The organism is Enterobacter cloacae complex sp. SYL003, from assembly GCF_049236925.1.
Lineage (GTDB): Bacteria > Pseudomonadota > Gammaproteobacteria > Enterobacterales > Enterobacteriaceae > Enterobacter > Enterobacter intestinihominis.
In genome coordinates, this window is the sequence record NZ_JBMKJK010000003.1 from 111666 (window position 1) to 129755 (window position 18090).

Annotated in this window: 7 protein-coding genes; 6 read left to right on the top strand and 1 reads right to left on the bottom strand. The window is 60.2% G+C overall.

Annotation, left to right across the window (positions count from 1 at the left end):
* Positions 1–608 precede the first annotated feature (608 nt).
* From ACOT1A_RS05115 to nudI, 5 genes are all read left to right on the top strand, one after another.
* Positions 609–11408: a BapA/Bap/LapF family large adhesin gene (locus ACOT1A_RS05115; RefSeq protein WP_276169940.1), complete on the top strand. Its 10800-nt coding sequence runs from the start codon at positions 609–611 to the stop codon at positions 11406–11408.
* A gap of 82 nt (positions 11409–11490) precedes the next feature.
* The gene (locus ACOT1A_RS05120; RefSeq protein ID WP_046621232.1) at positions 11491–12894 is read left to right on the top strand and encodes a TolC family outer membrane protein; all 1404 of its coding nucleotides are present in this window, start codon (positions 11491–11493) and stop codon (positions 12892–12894) included.
* On the top strand, positions 12891–15083 hold the full coding sequence (locus tag ACOT1A_RS05125; RefSeq protein ID WP_126290842.1) for a type I secretion system permease/ATPase: 2193 nt from the start codon (positions 12891–12893) through the stop codon (positions 15081–15083). The genes ACOT1A_RS05120 and ACOT1A_RS05125 overlap by 4 nt, the downstream gene beginning before the upstream one ends.
* Positions 15064–16263 carry an HlyD family efflux transporter periplasmic adaptor subunit gene (locus tag ACOT1A_RS05130; protein WP_063146930.1) on the top strand — a complete coding sequence of 400 codons (1200 nt, stop codon included), beginning with the start codon at positions 15064–15066 and terminating at the stop codon, positions 16261–16263. Before ACOT1A_RS05125 ends, ACOT1A_RS05130 begins: the two co-directional genes overlap by 20 nt.
* Positions 16264–16396: 133 nt before the next feature.
* Complete coding sequence (nudI, locus tag ACOT1A_RS05135) at positions 16397–16822, top strand: nucleoside triphosphatase NudI (RefSeq protein WP_022649111.1); 426 nt, start codon at positions 16397–16399, stop codon at positions 16820–16822.
* Here the strand turns inward: nudI and ACOT1A_RS05140 are convergent.
* Complete coding sequence (locus ACOT1A_RS05140) at positions 16794–17525, bottom strand: helix-turn-helix domain-containing protein (protein ID WP_063148627.1); 732 nt, start codon at positions 17523–17525, stop codon at positions 16794–16796. The genes nudI and ACOT1A_RS05140 overlap by 29 nt on opposite strands.
* Before the next feature lie 95 nt (positions 17526–17620).
* Here ACOT1A_RS05140 and ACOT1A_RS05145 point away from each other — a divergent pair, with 95 nt between their 5' ends.
* Positions 17621–18040 carry a nuclear transport factor 2 family protein gene (locus tag ACOT1A_RS05145; protein ID WP_063152632.1) on the top strand — a complete coding sequence of 140 codons (420 nt, stop codon included), beginning with the start codon at positions 17621–17623 and terminating at the stop codon, positions 18038–18040.
* Positions 18041–18090: the final 50 nt, after the last annotated feature.

The window sequence follows — 18090 nt, forward strand, 5'->3', positions numbered from 1 at the left end:
TAATTTTTTTGAGTAGCAGAAATTAACCCGCCCGTAAAAATATATTTTATAAATGAGAGAGTTTTAAATATATCATACACCAGATATTTTACCCTAACTTAAACTACAATTAAGCAGCAATTAAACCTAACCAAAATTAGATATTTATCGCATATTATAATTATTAATATCGCCCCACCAGCACCGTTTTAAGGGTTGCACCTTTTACGCCGAAACCCTTTATCCACGCGCCCTCATAGCTAACGAAATATATTCACGCTATCAATTAATCTCCCCTGCAATAGCCGCGTTGGGTTTACGAACACTTAATTTGCGTATTCAGACATTTATAGCTATATCATTTTTATAACGAAATAATTTAATACCTGCACAAATAATAAGGCTTATAAATCGCAAACATATAAATAAACAACTATTTCCTGTGTAAATAATTAGCTTTGCCCTGAGGTTGCCACTTTTAATCCTGGCGGGCATCGGTCGCGCTAAAGAAAGTAACGGTAAATCCTGTTTATTAAACAGTATTTTCGCCGGGAGCGCGTTCATCCCTTCAGAAACGATGGCTTTGTTTGACACGCCGTAACCAATCACTCTGCTGGAGTAATAACTGTATGAGCCAAATATCTGTTATATCTAAATTAACTGGCGTGGAAACGACCACGGAAGGGACACAGATAACACTCGATCACTCCTCAATCGTTAAGCTTAACGTGGATCGAGCCAACATCGCAGATTACTCCCGCAGCGGAAACGATCTGGTGATTACCCTCAACTCGGGCGAAGTGATTACCCTCAAGAATTTCTACGTTACTGATGCGCAGGGCGTAAGCCAGCTGGTGCTTGAAGAGAGTGACGGAGCGCTGTGGTGGATTGAAGATCCAACCGGTGCCGCGACCTATGAATCCATCGCCTCCACCGATGCATTACTGGCGGCGTCAGGGAGTGATGCCGGCGGCGCCGCTGCGTGGCCCTGGGTGCTGGGTGGCCTGGCCGCCGCAGGTGGGATTGCTATTGCGGCGGGAACCGGCGGTGGAGGTGGCGGAGATGACGATAACAACAACCCGAATCCCGGTAATCCGGGAAATCCTTCCGAACCTGATACTACGCCTCCGAATGCTCCCACTAATCTTCAGGTCTCACCTGACGGCAAAACCGTAACAGGTACGGCTGAACCGGGCAGCACGATTACCCTTAAAGATGCCGATGGCAACACCATTGGAACGGGCAAGGTCGGCAGCGACGGCAAATTTACTATCGATCTCGGTACGCCGCTCACCAACGGGGAGCAGATCACCGCCACGGCCACCGACCCGTCCGGCAATACCAGCCAGGGTGGTCAGGTCACAGCACCGGATCTCACCGCGCCGGATGCACCTGCCAATCTGGAGGTTTCGCCTGACGGCAAAACCGTGTCCGGTACGGCTGAGCCGGGCAGCACCGTGACACTGAAAGATGCCGATGGCAACACCATCGGAACGGGCAAGGCTGGCAGCGACGGGAAATTTACTATCGATCTCGGCACGCCGCTCACCAACGGGGAGCAGATCACCGCCACCGCCACCGATCCGTCCGGCAATACCAGCCCGGGCGTTCAGGTCACGGCACCGGATTCAACCGCGCCGGCTGCCCCCGAGATTGTCACCGTCAATGATAACGTGGGCACCGAAGCGGGCCCGCTGAGCAACGGACAACGCACGGACGATGCACGCCCGACGTTCAGCGGCATCAGTGAAGCTGGCACCGTTATTACCTTCTATGACAACGGCAAGCCGATCGGCACCGCCACGGCCGATGCTACCGGGAAATGGAGCTTTACCCCGTCGACCAACCTGTCTGAAGGAAACCACGCCATTACCACCACCGCGACCGATGCAGCAGGCAACCAGAGCGGCCTGTCTCAGCCGATCAACTTTACCGTCGATCTTACGCCGCCAGACATGCCGGAGGCGACGCTCAATTCGACAGGCACGCAAATCACCGGTACTGCCGAGCCGGGCAGTAAAATTGTCATCACCAACAACGCCGGGGTGCAAATCGGGACCGCCACTGCCGACAGCAACGGCAACTACGTCGCCAACCTGAACCCTGCACAAGTGAACGGCGAGATCATCTCCGTGGTCGCCTCCGATGCCGCAGGCAACCAGAGTTCCCCGGCGCTGGTTAACGCAGCGGACATCACCGCGCCTGCCGCACCGGGTAACCTGGTGGTGGCGGAAGACGGGGCAAGCGTCAGCGGAACCGCCGAGCCAAACAGCACGATTATTATTAAAGCGCCGGACGGTACGATTATCGGCCAGGCCACCGCCGGTCCGGACGGCACCTTTACCATCCCGATTTCGCCAGCCCAGACCAACGGCGAAGCCCTTGAAGTGACGGCCACCGACGGCAGCGGCAACACCAGTCCGTCCGGCTTTGCCGACGCGCCAGACAGCACGCCACCGCTGGCACCGGAAAACGTGGTGATCTCTGCCGACGGCACCACGGTAACCGGTACAGCCGAGCCGGGCAGCACCGTCACCATTCGTGAAAATGGCGTTAAGGTCGGGGAAGCGGTCGCCGACGATCAGGGTAATTTCAGCGTTGATCTGATCCCGCCGAAAGCCAACGGCGAAGCCCTGACCGCAGATGCCACCGATACCGCCGGAAACACCGGCCCGACCGCGCCGTTTGACGCGCCGGACATCACCGCGGCACAAACCCCGGTCATCACAGGCGTGGAGGATGATGCGCTCGACGTCACCGGTCCTGTCAGCCAGAACGGTCTCACCAACGACAAAACCCCGACCATCAACGGAACGGGCGAGCCCGGCACGACGATCACCCTCTACAGCGGCACCACTGAAATCGGCACCGCGGTGGTTGGGCCTGACGGCCAGTGGTCCATCACGCTGGAAACGGATCTTCCCGACGGCGGGCACGTGCTGACGGCGACGGCGGTTGACGCCAACAATAACCTCAGCGGGACATCGAACACCTGGAGCATCACGGTGGATACCGCCGCGCCGGGCGCTCCAGCCATTACGCAGGTCATTGATGACGTACCGGGCCGCACGGGGCCGCTCGACAACAACCAAATCACCAACGACACGCTCCCGACGCTGAACGGTACCGGCGAGCCGGGCTCCACCGTGACGATCCGCCTGGACGGACAGGATATTGGTACTGCCATTGTGAACAACGGTGGCGCATGGACCTTCACGCCCACTACCGCATTAGGGAACGGGCAGCATACGTTCACCGTCGTCGCGAGCGATGCGGCCGGCAACACCAGCGCATCATCACCCGGCTTTACCTTTACCGTCGATACCACTCCGCCACCGGCGGCCACCCTTGACACCGTCTCCGATAAAATCGGCACTGTGCAGGTTCCGCTTAACAGCGGGGATACTACCGATGACACGCTGCCGCAGCTGCAGGGAACCGCACCGGAAGGCACCACCATCACTATCTATGATGGGACCACCCTGCTCGGCACGGCCGTGCTTGACGGTAGCGGCGGCTGGAGCTTTACGCCAACCACGCCGCTGACGGACGGCCCGCATTCGCTGACGGTCCACGCGACGGATGAGGCGGGTAATACCACCATCTCGCCACCGTTTGAGCTGGCGATCGACACGACCGCGCCTGCAACGCCGGATATTCCTGAGATCACCGTGAACCCGGACGGCGCCACACCGGGGACGGCTCTGAATCCTGGGGAGACCACCCGCGATACCACACCAACCCTGAGCGGCTCGGGCACGCCGGGAGATACCGTAAACATTTACGATGGCGCAACCAAAATAGGTGAAGCCGAGATCGATGGCGACGGTAACTGGAGCTGGACACCGGAGGATCCGCTCCCTGACGGCACCTACGATCTCTCCCTGACGGTGACCAATCAGGACAGCGCCGGGAACGAAAGCGCACCGTCCACGCCAGTGACCATTACCATTGATACCGACGCGCCGGGCCAGCCGGGGATCCCGACGGTGACAGACAGCGTAAGCCAGATCACCGGGCCAGTGGACAACGGCGGAACCACCAACGATCCGCGCCCGGTACTGAGCGGCACCGGTACGCCGAATGACGTCATTACCATCTATGACCAGGTGGGTACAGGCGAGCCGCAGGCCGTGGGCAGCGTCACGGTGGACGGTAGCGGTAACTGGAGCTGGCGTCCTGAGAGCAACATTGGCGAAGGGACGCACCAATACACGGCGACCGCCACCGATGAAGCCGGCAATGAATCTCTGCCATCAACCGGTATCACGATAACGGTCGACACCCTCGCCCCGGATACCCCGCTCATCGGTTCCATTGGCGGCGCTCAGAATGGAGGCTCAACCAACGATAATACACCTGTCATTGGCGGAGGCGGCACGACCGGCGAAACGGTGATTATCTACAACAACGGCGTGGAAGTGGATCGCGTTGAAATCGCCAATGGCGAGTGGTCATACACCCTGCCGACACAAACCGATGGCCCGCTGAATATCACCGTCGCCGCGGTGGACGACGCGGGTAACCTGAGCCCGGTCAGCCCGGTCTTTAGCGTGACGGTCGATACGCAGGCACCGACCGTGCCGCAAATTGACGCCGTCTCTGACAGCCAACTGACCAACAGCGTGCTTTACACCCGCGACGGTACCCCAACCCTCACCGGGATTGGCGAACCGGGTTCGAGCGTAACCGTTTCTGTTGATGGCACGCCGTCTCCGGTGGTCGTGGTGGTTCAGCCGAACGGGACATGGTCCTGGACAGCCGACCCCGCGCTTGCGGAAGGGCCGCACACCTTCTCGGTTGCCGCAAGTGACGCGGCGGGGAATACCTCCGCCAGCTCCGGCGATCTCAGCGTGACGGTGGATACGCTGCTTCCTGCAACGCCAACCAATATCACCATTGCCGCAGAGGGCACGCCGCTGACCGGTACGGCAGATGACGGAACCACGGTGACGGTGCGTGACGCCGGCGGCAATATCATCGGGACCGGGGTCGCGACGGGAGGCACCTTCTCCATCGCCCTCTCCCCGGCCCAACTGGATCCCGCGACGCTGACGCTGTTCGCCACGGACGCCGCAGGTAATGCAAGCCCGACAACCACCTTTGACGTACCGGACTCCCCGCTTATTCTGCCAGCGGTGCCGGTGATTACGGCAATCAACGATGATGCCGATCCCGTCACTGGCGATGTGAAAGATAAAACCACCAATGACACCACGCCTACCCTTACCGGCACCGCCGATCCGGGTAGCGTCATCACCATTTATCTGGATGGGGCGCTGGTTCCGCTGACCGAAATTGTTGCGGATACAGACGGCAACTGGAGCTACACGCCGCTGCTGCCGCTCGCGGAAGGCCCACACACCTTCGCCGTCACCGCCACGAATACCGGCACCGGCGCGACCAGCGGGCAGTCGCCGATCGCGACCGTCACCGTCGACCTCACCGATCCGACCGCACCAGCCATCGGTGCGGTGACCGATGACGTAGGCCCGGTCACCGGCCCAATCGCTGACGGGCAGAGCACCAACGACAACCGTCCTACCCTGACCGGAACAGGCACGGCCGGGGACACCATTACGGTGTACGATGACGGCGACCCGCTGGGCACCGTTGTTGTCGGTCCGACCGGCACCTGGAGCTACACGCCGCCTGCGCTGGACGACGGCAGCCACACCCTGACCGTGACCGCCACCGACCCGGCAGGCAATGAGAGCGCCCCGTCGGCCGGGATCACCATCGTTGTCGACACCGTTTCCACCACGCCGGTAATTACCAGCGTGACGGATAACGCAGGGAATGCGGCAACGCCTGTCCCAAGCGGCGATCCAACCAACGACACTACGCCAACCCTGACCGGTAGCGCCGAGCCGAACAGCGTCGTCGCCATTTTTGATGGCGCTACGCAAATTGGTACGGTGGCAGCAGACGGCACCGGTGCCTGGACATTTACCCCTGAAACCGCCCTCGGCGAAGGGACGCATGACTTTACTGTCAGAGCGACGGATCCGCAGGGCAACGTCAGCCAGCCGTCCAACGCCTGGAGCGTCGAAATCGATCTGACTGCGCCACAGGTGCCGACGATCGTTACGGTCAGCGACAACGCCCCGGGAGGCGCAACCGGCCCGCTTACCGCCGGGCAGGTGACCAATGACACCACGCCAACCCTCAGCGGCACCGGCCAGGCGGGTACCATCATTCACGTGCTGAATAACGGCGTGGAGATTGGCACCACCACGGTCGACGGCAGCGGCAACTGGACCTTTACGCCGGATCCGGTACTGACTGACGGGACGTATAACCTGCGCGTTAACGCCAGCGATGATGTCGGAAACGTCTCCGCCAACTCGCCAGTGTTCGCCTTTACGGTGGATACCGCCGGGCCTGCGGCCCCGGTGGTTACCACGGTAATAGACGATGTCAGCCCGGGAACGGGAACCCTCGCCAGCGACGGCTCCACGAACGACACCCGTCCAACCTTCAACGGTACGGGGGAAGTGGGCGCAACGGTACACGTTATTGTCGATGATGTGGAAATCGGCACGGCGGTCGTCAACGCCCAGGGTAACTGGACCTTCACGCCGACCACTGAACTGGGCGAAGGGCCGCACGTTATTACCTTCAACGCCACCGATGCCGCAGGCAATACCGGGGTCACCTCACCACCGTTCAACCTGACGGTGGATACCTCGGTGCCTGAGGCACCGGTCTTTACCCCGGCCACTGACGATGCTGGTACCGTGCTGGGCCCGGTCGCCTCGGGACAAAGCACAGACGACACCACGCCAACGCTGAACGGCACCGCGGCGGCCAACGCGACCATCACCATTTTTGAAAGTGGCCGTGAAGTGGGTACCGCCGTGGCGGACGCAAACGGCGTATGGAGCTTTACCACCGGTACGCTGGCAAACGGCAGCCACACCTGGACCGCCACGGTAACCGATGCCGCGGGCAACGTCAGCCCTGCCTCACCAGGCTTTACGCTGGTGGTAGATACGGCTGCGCCTGTCGCGCCGGTTATCACCCAGGCGATTGACGACGTTGGCACCATCACCGGGGCAATAGGTTCCGGCCAGACCACCAACGATCCTCTCCCGCGTCTGGTGGGGACCAGCGAGCCGCTGGCCACCGTGAATATTTATGAGGGCACCACGCTGGTGGGCACCGGTACTGCCGATGCCGATGGCAACTGGACCGTCGATATCACCGTGCCGCTGGACAGTGGGTCACACACCTTTACCGCAGAAGCAACGGATCAGGCGGGTAACACCAGCACGTCGTCCGCCGACTTCAGCCTGACCATTGACACCACACCGCCAGCGCTGCCGGTGCTGACCAGCATCACCGACGATGTCGGTAACGTCGCTGCGCCTGTCGCCAACGGCGGGTTAACCAACGACGCGCGGCCAACGCTCACCGGTACGGCAGAAGCCGGCGCGACGGTCACCATCTTTGATAATGGGGTACAGATTGGCACCGCAGTCGCCACCGGCGGCGCGTGGAGCTTTACGCCTTCCACCCCGCTGGCTGACGGGCCGCATAATCTGACCTTCTCCGCTACCGACGCGGTGGGCAACGCCAGCGCGCAGACCGGCGGTTACACCATTAATGTGGATGCCACCGCCCCTGTCGTACCGGCAATCACCTCGATTGAGGATGATGTGGGGACCGTCACCGGACCTGTTACTGGCACCAACCCAACCAACGACACCCGTCCGACCTTAAACGGTACGGCAGAAGCCAATGCCACCGTACGTATTTACGACGGCACGACGCTGGTGGGGACCGTCACTGCCGATGCCAACGGCAACTGGACGCTGCCGCAAACCAGCACCACGCTGACGGAAGGCGCGCATAACTTCACCGCAACCGCCACCGATGCCGCGGGCAATACCAGCGTGGCTTCACCGATTATCACGATTAACGTTGACCTGACGCCGCCACCAGCCCCAACCGGGCTGGCGGTGATCACCAACGGGACGCAGGTTACCGGTACAGCGGAAGCGGGAAGCACCGTCACCATCACCAGCAGCACCGGAACCGTGCTTGGAACGGCCGTCGCGGACGGTAGCGGAAGCTTCAGCGCCACCATCACCCCTGCACAGACCGCCGGTGAATCCCTGATCGTCTTTGCTACCGATAAGGCCGGTAACGCGGGTATCACCACCTCCGTGATTGCCCCGATCACCACAATCCCGAACGCGCCTGTTATCGCCAATATTGACGATAACGTTGGCACGGTGACGGGCAACCTGACCAACGGGAATACCACCGATGACACCACGCCAACCCTGAGCGGCACGGCGCAGCCGAACACGACCATCACCCTCTATAACAACGGGGTGCTGATGGGCACGGTCACCGCGAATGCCAGCGGCAACTGGAGCTTCACCACGCCGGTGCTGAGTGAAGGCCCGCATGCCTTCACCGCCACGGCGAGCAACGGCTCGGGCACCAGCCCGATTTCCACGTCAACCACCGTCATTGTCGATCTCACTGCGCCAACGGCTCCAACCGGGACCTTCAACGCAGACGGCAGCGTACTGACCGGTAGCGCTGAAGCGGGCAGCACCGTCACCATCCGCCTGGCGGATAATTCAACGGTCACCGCCACGGCGGACAGCAACGGTTCCTGGAGCTACACCTTCCTCAATAAACAGACGGAAGGTCAGACGCTGCAAATCACCGCCACCGATGCGGCAGGCAACGTTTCGCTGCCCGGCTCAGCCCTTGCGCCGGTGGTGCCGCTCTCTGCCAGCACCAACGCTGAAGAACTGGCGCTCACGACCACCGCCACGGTGACCAATTCGCAGTACAGCGACTATGGTTTCCTGCTGGTAGGCGCCTTAGGTAACGTGCTGACGCTGCTCGGCAACGACACCGCGCAGGTAGGTTTCACCGTCGGCAACGGCGGCAGTGCGGATATTGCCGTGAACGCCAACGCCACGGGTGCCGTTCTTTCCCTGCTCAATACCCTTGAGCTGGTGGTACAGCGCTTCGACGCCGCCAACAACACCTGGACCACCGTGGTCGATACCGGGCAGCCGCAGTTCGCTGACCTGTTGACCCTCGGCGCGACGGGGGTATCGCTGAACCTGAACGGGCTGGCGAATGGTCAGTATCGCGTCCTGAGCTACAACACTAACCTGCTGGCAACCGGCTCTTACACCAGCCTCGATGTGGCGGTGAAAGAGACCAGCGCAGGCACCGTGTCCGGCGAGACCAGCGTTGCCGGGAACGTCATCACTGACGTGGATCCAACCGCAGGCAGCGACAACGCCCCGGCGGGCACCACCGTCACTACGGTCACCAACGCCCAGGGCACCACCACCAGCGTTACGGCTGACGGCACGGTGATTCAGGGGCAATACGGCACGCTGACCATCAACCTGGACGGCAGCTATACCTATAACCTGACCAACACCAGCGCCGCCGTCATTGGCCGCACGGAGAACTTTACCTACACCATCACCCATAACGGCACCAGCGCCTCGGCAAATCTGGTTCTGTCGCTGGGCGAAGGCACTACCAGCAGCGGGATCGTGGCCGTGGACGATACCGCCTCGCTGACCTTCGACACCACTGTGGAGGCGATCAACAACGGCACCTCGTCGCAGGGCGGCTTTACCCTGGTGGGGATCAACCTTGGCAATACCCTGGGGCTGAACCTGCTGGACGATCTGGCCAACCCGATCATCTATAACGTGGAAGAAGGCACCACCCGCACCATGACCGTTCAGGCGTCCGTGGGCGGCGTCGCGCTGGCCTCGGTTTTCGACCTCTACATCTATAAGTTCAACAATGCGACGCAGACCTTCGAGCAGATGCGCGTTGAACCCGGCTGGCTGCGCGCGCCGCTGCTGGGCGGCACCTCCCCGCAGCTGACGTTGAACCTGCCCGCTGGCGAGTACCTGTTCCTGCTCAATACGGCGGCGGGGATCACCGCGCTGACGGCCTACACGCTGAACGTCTTGCAGGATCATGTCTACAGCGTGGCAAGCGTGAGCGAGAGCACGACCGGGGATGTGCTGGCGGATGATATTGCGCCAGCAGGTACCGTGGTCTCCGACGTTAACGGCGTGGCGGTGAACAGCAGCGGCCTGACGGAGATCACTGGCGAGTACGGTACGCTGCGGATCAACGCAGCCGGGGAGTACACTTACACCCTGGACAGCGGAGTCGGCGCTGACAACATCAGCACCCCGGATACCTTCGTCTACACCATCACCGCGCCGAACGGCTCGAAAGACACGGCATCGCTGAACATCACCCCGACCGCGCAGCCAATGGACGCGGTGAACGATGTCAGCACGGCGATGGACGTGAACTCGGTGCACCGCACCGCCGCATACTCGGATACCACCGTCGGGTCGGCGAGCTGGAACGCCGCGCTGCTTGCCTCAACCCAGGGCAGCGGAAGCGGGACCTTCGTGGTGGATCCTAATACTGCACTGCATAACGTGGTTCTGTCGTTTAACGTCGCCTCGCTGCTGACCCTTACCGGGTTAACGGTCGACTGGACGCTGACCAACGGCACCACCACCCTCAGATCCGGCTCATTTAACGGCGGGCTGCTGCTGGGCGGCACGGCGACCATCAACCTGACGGGTCTCGATCTGGAGGCGGGAACCTATACGCTGAACTATACCGGCAGAATGGGACCGCTGGGGGTGGGAAATATCACCGTTACCCCAAGCGTCACCGGGACCAGCTACTCCCTGTCGCAGTTTGACGCCACGGGCACCCACACCGTTGACGGCAATATCTTTGACGGCACCGGCTCCGCGGGCGCGATGGACCAGCTGCACTCGGTGGATACCCGTCTCAGCATTACCGGCTACGACGGCGTAACCACCACGCTGGATCCTTACACCGGCAGCACGCAGGTAAACATCACGGGCCACTACGGCACGCTGGCAATTGCCGCAGACGGCAGTTACACCTACACACTCAACCCTGGGATATCGTTCTCTACCATCACCAGCAAGGAGGTCTTTAACTACACCCTGACCGACGCCAACGGCACCCGGGATACCGCCTCGCTGACCATCAATATGGCACCGAAATTTGTCAGTTCGGAACATAACGATGTGATTAGCGGCACGGCCTACGGCGACACGCTGATTTATCAGGTGTTGAACACTACGGCGGGTAACGCCACCGCAGGTAACAGCACGGGTGACCACTGGACGAACTTCTCCCTGTCGCAGGGAGACAAGATCGACATTGGCGATCTGCTGGTGGGCTGGAACGGTAGCGCGTCGACGCTGGGGAACTATGTCTCTGTTTCACAAAGCGGTAACAATACTGTGATCTCCATCGACCGTGACGGCACGGGAGCCGCCTACACTAAATCTACGCTCGTTACGCTGGACAATGTTCAGACCACCTACGACGAGCTTGTAAACCAGCAACACATCATTACCTGATAGCACCTGCAAGAAATGACCCGGGCGCGCATAGCGCCCGGGCATAAACAATAAAGCAGTACTTTTTTATTAGGGACAAGACATGGGAAAGAAGATGCCTTACTGGTGGCTCTCGTGCTGCCTGATATCTGTGCCCGCTATCGCGGCAAACCCTGCGGCGATGATTAATACCGGACAATTAAGCGAAACGCAGGAACTCCCCTCTTTAAATGGCCGCGTGGCGCCCGTAGCCAGCAAAGCCGCCCCCGGCACGCTACAGCTGAATGAAGCGGTTAACCGCGCCGTGACCTGGCATCCGGCCATCAGTGAAGCCGTCGGCAAACTCTATCAGCAGAGCGAAAATGTGGACGTCGCCAAATCAAAATATTATCCGCAAATTAACGCTGGCATGGATAACGGCTATAGCCACGACGGCGACGATAATGGCTTTACCCCCTCGCTGGTGCTTTCGCTTTCGCAAATGCTTTACGACTTCGGCAAAGTCGCAAGCCAGGTGCGCGCCGAAAACGCGGGCGTCGCCCAGCAGCAGGCCAACGTGCTGGTGAGCATCGACACTATCGCCCACGATACCGCCATCGCTATGGTGCAGGTGCAGACCTGGCAGCAGATGGTCGAGACCGCTAAAGAACAGCTGGACGCCCTGACCTCCATCGGCACACTGACGAAGCTGCGTAATGACGAAGGCGCCACGTCGCTCTCTGACGTGGTGCAGACCGATGCCCGTATCGAAGGCGCGCGAGCGCAGCTGATGCAGTATCAGGCCAGCCTCGACAGCTCACGCGCCACGCTGATGAGCATGCTGGGCTGGGACGGCCTGAACGCGGTCAGCAATGAATTTCCGCAAAGTCTCGCCCGCAGCTGCGATATTGCCGAGCCGGACGATCGCCTGGTACCCTCGGTTTTAGCGGCCTGGGCGCAGGCCAACGTCGCGCAGGCCAATCTCGACTATGCCAACGCGCAGATGACCCCTACCGTCTCGCTGGAGCCGGAAGTCCGCCACTATCTTAACGACCGTTACTCAGGCAACGAAACGCGGGACCGCACCCAGTACTCCGCGTGGGTAAAAGTGCAGATGCCGCTCTATCAGGGCGGCGGCCTCACCGCCCGGCGTAATGCCGCCGGACACGCGGTGGAATCGGCCCAGTCCACCATTCAGCGCACCCGTCTTGAGGTGCGGCAAAAACTGCTGGAAGCGCGCAGCCAGGTGATGAGCCTGATGAGCACGCTTCAGATCCAGGGCCGCCAGGAAGCGCTCAGCGCCCGTACCCGCGAGCTGTATCAGCAGCAGTATCTCGATCTTGGTTCCCGCCCGCTGCTCGACGTGCTCAACGCCGAGCAGGAGGTGTATCAGGCGCGCTTTACCCAGCAGCAAACCGCCGGACAGCTCCGCCAGCTTCAGCTGAACTGTCTCTACCAAACCGGGCGCATACGTCAGGCGTTCGATCTTGAAAACCGCACCATCCAGACCGTGGAGATCCAGCCATGAAGCAACGCGATATTCCGCAGGGTGAAAACATGACGGATGAGGCGCTGGAGCAGTGGGCGCAGGCGTTTGGCTATGTGGCGACGCGCTATCGCGTTGCCTGCTCGCCAGGCTCGCTGATCGCGGGCGCGCCGTGGCTGAAAGGCAAACCGATGGTGCCCGCGCTGACGCAGCTCGCCCGTGAAGCCGGGCTGACGTTCCAGCTGCTGACGGCCGATCAGCACGCCATCAACAGCTGGCGTCTGCCGGTGGTGGTAGAGCTAAACGACGGTAAAATCGGCGTGATCGACAATTTCGACGGCGAGGATACGCTTGAGGTCAGCTTTTTCGACGACAACACGCACACCAACCGCCTGTCGATGAGTGCGATGCTGCCTGCCATCCGCCACGTCATCGCCCTGCGTCCGCTGGCGGCGCTGAAGGACAGCCGCGTGGACGCCTATATCTCAAAATACCGCCCGGACTGGCTCTACCGGCTGGTGATGCGCGACCTTCGCCCTTACAGCTGGGTGATGCTGGCGGCGCTGTTTATCAACGTGCTCTCCCTCTCCGGCATTGTCTTTTCCATGCAGGTGTATGACCGGGTGATCCCCGCCCAGTCCTACCCGACGCTCTACGTACTGACCATTGGGGTACTGATCGCCACGCTGTTTGGTTTTGTGCTGCGCGTGGCGCGCGGGCACATTATGGATCTGCTGGGCAAACGCTCGGATATGCGCGTCTCGGATCGGGTCTTCGGCCACGCGCTGCGGCTACGCCACAGCGCCATTCCGCGCTCCACCGGCAGCTTTATCTCCCAGTTGCGCGAGCTGGAGCAGATCCGCGAGATGGTCACCTCCTCCACCATTTCCACCATCGTCGATCTGCCGTTCTTTATCCTGTTTGTGATTGTGCTGGCGATCATCGCCCCGCAGCTGGCGTGGATCGCCCCGGTGGCGGCGGTGATTATGATCCTGCCTGGCCTGCTGCTGCAAAAGAAGCTGGCAGAGCTGGCGAAGCAGTCGGCGCATGAATCTACCCTGCGCAACGCGGTGCTGGTGGAGAGCGTGCAGGGGCTGGAGGACATCAAGCTGATGCAGGCGGAGAACCGCTTTTTGCAGCAGTGGAACAGCTATATCCAGATCACCGCCGAATCCGGCCTGCGCACCCGCGAACTGACGCAGAACCTGATCAGCTGGGGGATGACCATTCAGAGCCTGGTCTATGCCGGGGTGATCGTGGTGGGCGCGCCGATGGTGATCGACGGCACCTTAACCACCGGTTCAGTGGTGGCCGCCTCAATGCTCGCCTCACGGATGATCGCCCCGATGGCGACGCTGTGCGGCGTGCTGGCCCGCTGGCAGCAGGTGAAGGCGGCCAAAGAGGGGCTGGACAGCATTATGCAGCTGCCGACCGAGAATCAGCGCGAAGAGACGCCGATCCGTCAGGACGTGCTGCGCGGACATTACCTGTTCGAGCAGGCGCAGTTCCGCTATCACCCGGAAGATCCGCGCATGGCGCTGCGCATTAACCGCCTGGAGATCAAAGCGGGCGAAAAAGTGGCGATCCTCGGGCGCAACGGCGCGGGCAAATCAACCCTGTTGCAGGCGATGGCGGGCGGGATGGATCTGGCGGGCGGTGAACTGCGGCTCGACAACCTCAGCCTGCCGCATCTGGACGTGGCTGACGTGCGGAGAAACGTCGGCTTTATGACCCAAAACGCCCGGCTGTTTTACGGCACACTGCGCGAGAACATCACGCTCGGCATGCCCCGCGCCACCGATGAAGAGATCTTCGAGGTGCTGGAGATGTGCGGCGCGGCCAGCTTTGTGCAGAAGCTGCCAAAGGGGCTGGATTACCCGATTATGGAAAATGGCGTCGGGCTGTCCGGCGGGCAGCGGCAGTCTATTCTGCTGGCGCGGATGCTGCTGCGCGACCCGAATATCGTGCTGATGGATGAACCGACCGCCTCCCTTGATGAACATACCGAGCGGGAATTTATTCAACGTCTCGGGGCGTGGCTCGGCAACCGCACGCTGGTTGTCGCGACCCACCGCGTGCCGGTACTGGAGCTGGTGGAGCGCGTGGTAGTACTCAAAGATGGCATGCTGGTGATGGACGCGCCAAAAGCGCAGGCGCTGAACAACAGCCGTATGCAGCAACAGCAGCAGGCAACCGGACGGGAGTGGAACAATGAAAATCAATCAGCGTGACGTTGCCGCAGTAGAAGATCTGGATAACGCGCTCGACTCCGAGAGCGGTTATACCGGTGCCCGGCGCATCGTTTTCTTCTCCCTGCTGATGTTTGTGGTGCTCGGCGTCTGGGCGTGGCTCGGGGTGCTGGATGAAGTCTCAACCGGCACCGGAAAAGTGATCCCCAGTTCACGCGAGCAGGTATTGCAGTCGCTGGATGGGGGGATCCTCACCGAGCTGAACGTACACGAAGGGGATCAGGTGCAGGCCGGACAGGTGCTGGCGCGGCTGGATCCTACCCGCTCGGAATCTAACGTCGGCGAAAGCGCGGCGCGTTACCGCGCGTCGCTGGCCTCCAGCGTGCGCCTGTACGCCGAGGTGAACGATCTCCCGCTGAAATTCCCGCCTTCCCTGGCGAAATGGACCGACCTGACCGCCGCAGAAACGCGGCTTTACAACTCTCGCCGCGCCCAGCTGGAGGATACGCAGCGTGAACTCCGCTCCGCGTTAGCGCTCGCCAATAAAGAACTGGCGATCACTCAACGGCTGGTGAAAACCGGTGCCGCCAGCCACGTGGAAGTGCTACGCCTGCAACGGCAGAAAAGCGACCTGGAGCTGAAGCTCACCGACGTGCGTTCCCAGTATTACGTGCAGGCCCGTGAAGCGCTGTCGAAGGCCAACGCCGAGGTGGATATGGTGTCAGCGATCCTGAAAGGCCGCGAGGATTCCGTTACCCGCCTGACGGTGAAGTCGCCGGTGCGCGGGATCGTGAAAAACATCAAGGTGACCACCATCGGCGGCGTCATACCGCCCAACGGCGAGTTAATGGAAATTGTGCCGGTGGACGATCACCTGCTGATTGAAACCCGCCTCTCGCCCCGGGATATCGCCTTTATCCATCCTAATCAGGAGGCGCTGGTGAAAATCACCGCCTACGATTACGCGATTTACGGCGGGCTGCACGGGGTGGTGGAGACCATTTCGCCGGACACCATTCAGGACGAAGCGAAGCCGGAGGTGTTCTACTACCGTGTATTCATTCGCACCAGCCAGGATTATCTGGTGAACAAGGCGGGCAGGCACTTTTCGATTGTGCCGGGGATGATTGCGACGGTGGATATTAAGACCGGGGAGAAAACGGTGCTGGATTATCTGATTAAGCCGTTTAACCGGGCGAAGGAGGCGCTGAGGGAGCGGTAGTCAAACGCCGGGTGGCGGCTTCGCCTTACCCGGCCTACACCGCTGTTCCGAGTGATGAGGATCCAACACACCTAACATGATCTCCATCACCAATCTGCTATAGTAGCCCAAATTCATTTTTCAGGAAGAAATCATGCGCCAACGAACCATTGTCTGCCCCATCATCCAGAATGACGGAGCCTACCTGCTATGTAAAATGGCCGACGATCGCGGTGTATTCCCCGGTCAGTGGGCACTCTGCGGTGGTGGAATGGAACCAGGCGAAACCATGGAACAGGCGCTGCGCCGTGAAGTCCGTGAGGAGCTGGGCGACGCGCTGGACATTATCGACGTCAAGCCCTGGGCTTTTCGCGATGACATCAGGGTCAAAACTTACGCCGATGGTACCACCGAGGAAATTTATATGATTTATCTGATCTTCGACTGCATCAGCGCCAATCGGGATGTTACGTTTAACGACGAGTTTCAGGAGATCGCCTGGGTTTATCCGGAATCGTTAAGAGAGCTGGATCTCAACGAGGCCACGCGCATTACCTTTGCGCAAAAGGGCCTTCTTTAATCGCCCACTGCCCCGGCGTTTTACCGGTCCACGTTCTGAAAACTTCAATAAATGCGCTGACGCTGCTGTATCCGCACGAGAGCGCAATCCACCCCACCGGCTTCCCCGCCGCCAGCCACTCCATCGCCTGCATGACGCGCGCCAGCTGGCGCCAGTTGACGAAGTTCATCCCCGTCTCCGCGCTAAACCGCCGGTTGAATGTACGTACGCTCATCCCGGCACGGCTGGCATGGCTTTCCACCGTCTGATTATCATCGACGGATTGCAGCAGTTTTCTGACCACATTTTTCAGCCGGGGATCGGTCGGTACGGGCAGATAAAAGCGGACCTGAGACGCCAGAGCCAACTCCTCCAGCAGCAGGATGAGCTTTCGGGGATCGTATTCACTCCCGGCAACGCTTAAACGGGAAAACAGTGCATCGGTAAAATCGTCAGACTCGAAAAGCGTGGCCTCTTCCGGAAGCCCTTCACAATCGGCAGGGTCAAGATAGACAGCGCAACCTTCAATCGCACTTTCCGAAAAGGCAGCGTGCTGCTGACCAGGCGGGATCCAGCCGATATGTTTTGCGGGTACCACCGAACGCCCCAGCGGCGTCTCAATCACCAGCAGCCCCGCAGCAATGCGCCAGAGCTGGCCGGCATGATGGCTGTGCCACGGGGTGTGATAGCCGCCGGGATGAACAAGCCTCTCAGTTGTCAGCATGAATTTGACCGAAAATCGTTATTCTTCGACTTATTACAGAAACTACGCCTTATGCTGTCAAGGATAATAGCGGCTCAACATCACGAGGAGCTAACATGACCATCATTACATCCCTGATAAACCAGCCCGACAACACCGCGCAGCGCGAGCAAATGGCCTGTCTGTTAACCCGCTTATTCAATGGCAATGTAGATCCGGCAGAGGTGTTTACGCCCGATTACCAGCAGGTTACGGACGGTCACATGCTTGATTATCAGGGATTTATGAAACACCTGAACCATGTGCGTGCGCAGATCCGCGAGATTACGTTTAGCGTGGAAGCGTTATGTTGCCATAACGAATGTGTGGCAGACCGGCACAGAGTGGCCGTGACATATCCGGATGGTCGCCAGGCAGAATTAGAGGTGTATATGTTTGCCACGCTGCGCGAGGGGAAAATTTGTCGGATCCATGAAGTCACACAGGCGCCAGACGACGATGCATTTGACCGCACCCTCGCCCACGCCATGCAATAACCTTACCCTACACGGGAACAGCGCATAACGGCATCTGCCATTATGCGCAT

Excerpts from the sequence above, each read along its gene's own strand:
- ACOT1A_RS05115 (WP_276169940.1), top strand. The coding sequence starts at position 609 with ATGAGCCAAATATCTGTTATATCTAAATTAACTGGCGTGGAAACGACC.
- ACOT1A_RS05140 (WP_063148627.1), bottom strand. The coding sequence starts at position 17,525 with ATGCTGACAACTGAGAGGCTTGTTCATCCCGGCGGCTATCACACCCCG.
- ACOT1A_RS05145 (WP_063152632.1), top strand. The coding sequence starts at position 17,621 with ATGACCATCATTACATCCCTGATAAACCAGCCCGACAACACCGCGCAG.
- nudI (WP_022649111.1), top strand. The coding sequence starts at position 16,397 with ATGCGCCAACGAACCATTGTCTGCCCCATCATCCAGAATGACGGAGCC.
- ACOT1A_RS05120 (WP_046621232.1), top strand. The coding sequence starts at position 11,491 with ATGGGAAAGAAGATGCCTTACTGGTGGCTCTCGTGCTGCCTGATATCT.
- ACOT1A_RS05130 (WP_063146930.1), top strand. The coding sequence starts at position 15,064 with ATGAAAATCAATCAGCGTGACGTTGCCGCAGTAGAAGATCTGGATAAC.
- ACOT1A_RS05125 (WP_126290842.1), top strand. The coding sequence starts at position 12,891 with ATGAAGCAACGCGATATTCCGCAGGGTGAAAACATGACGGATGAGGCG.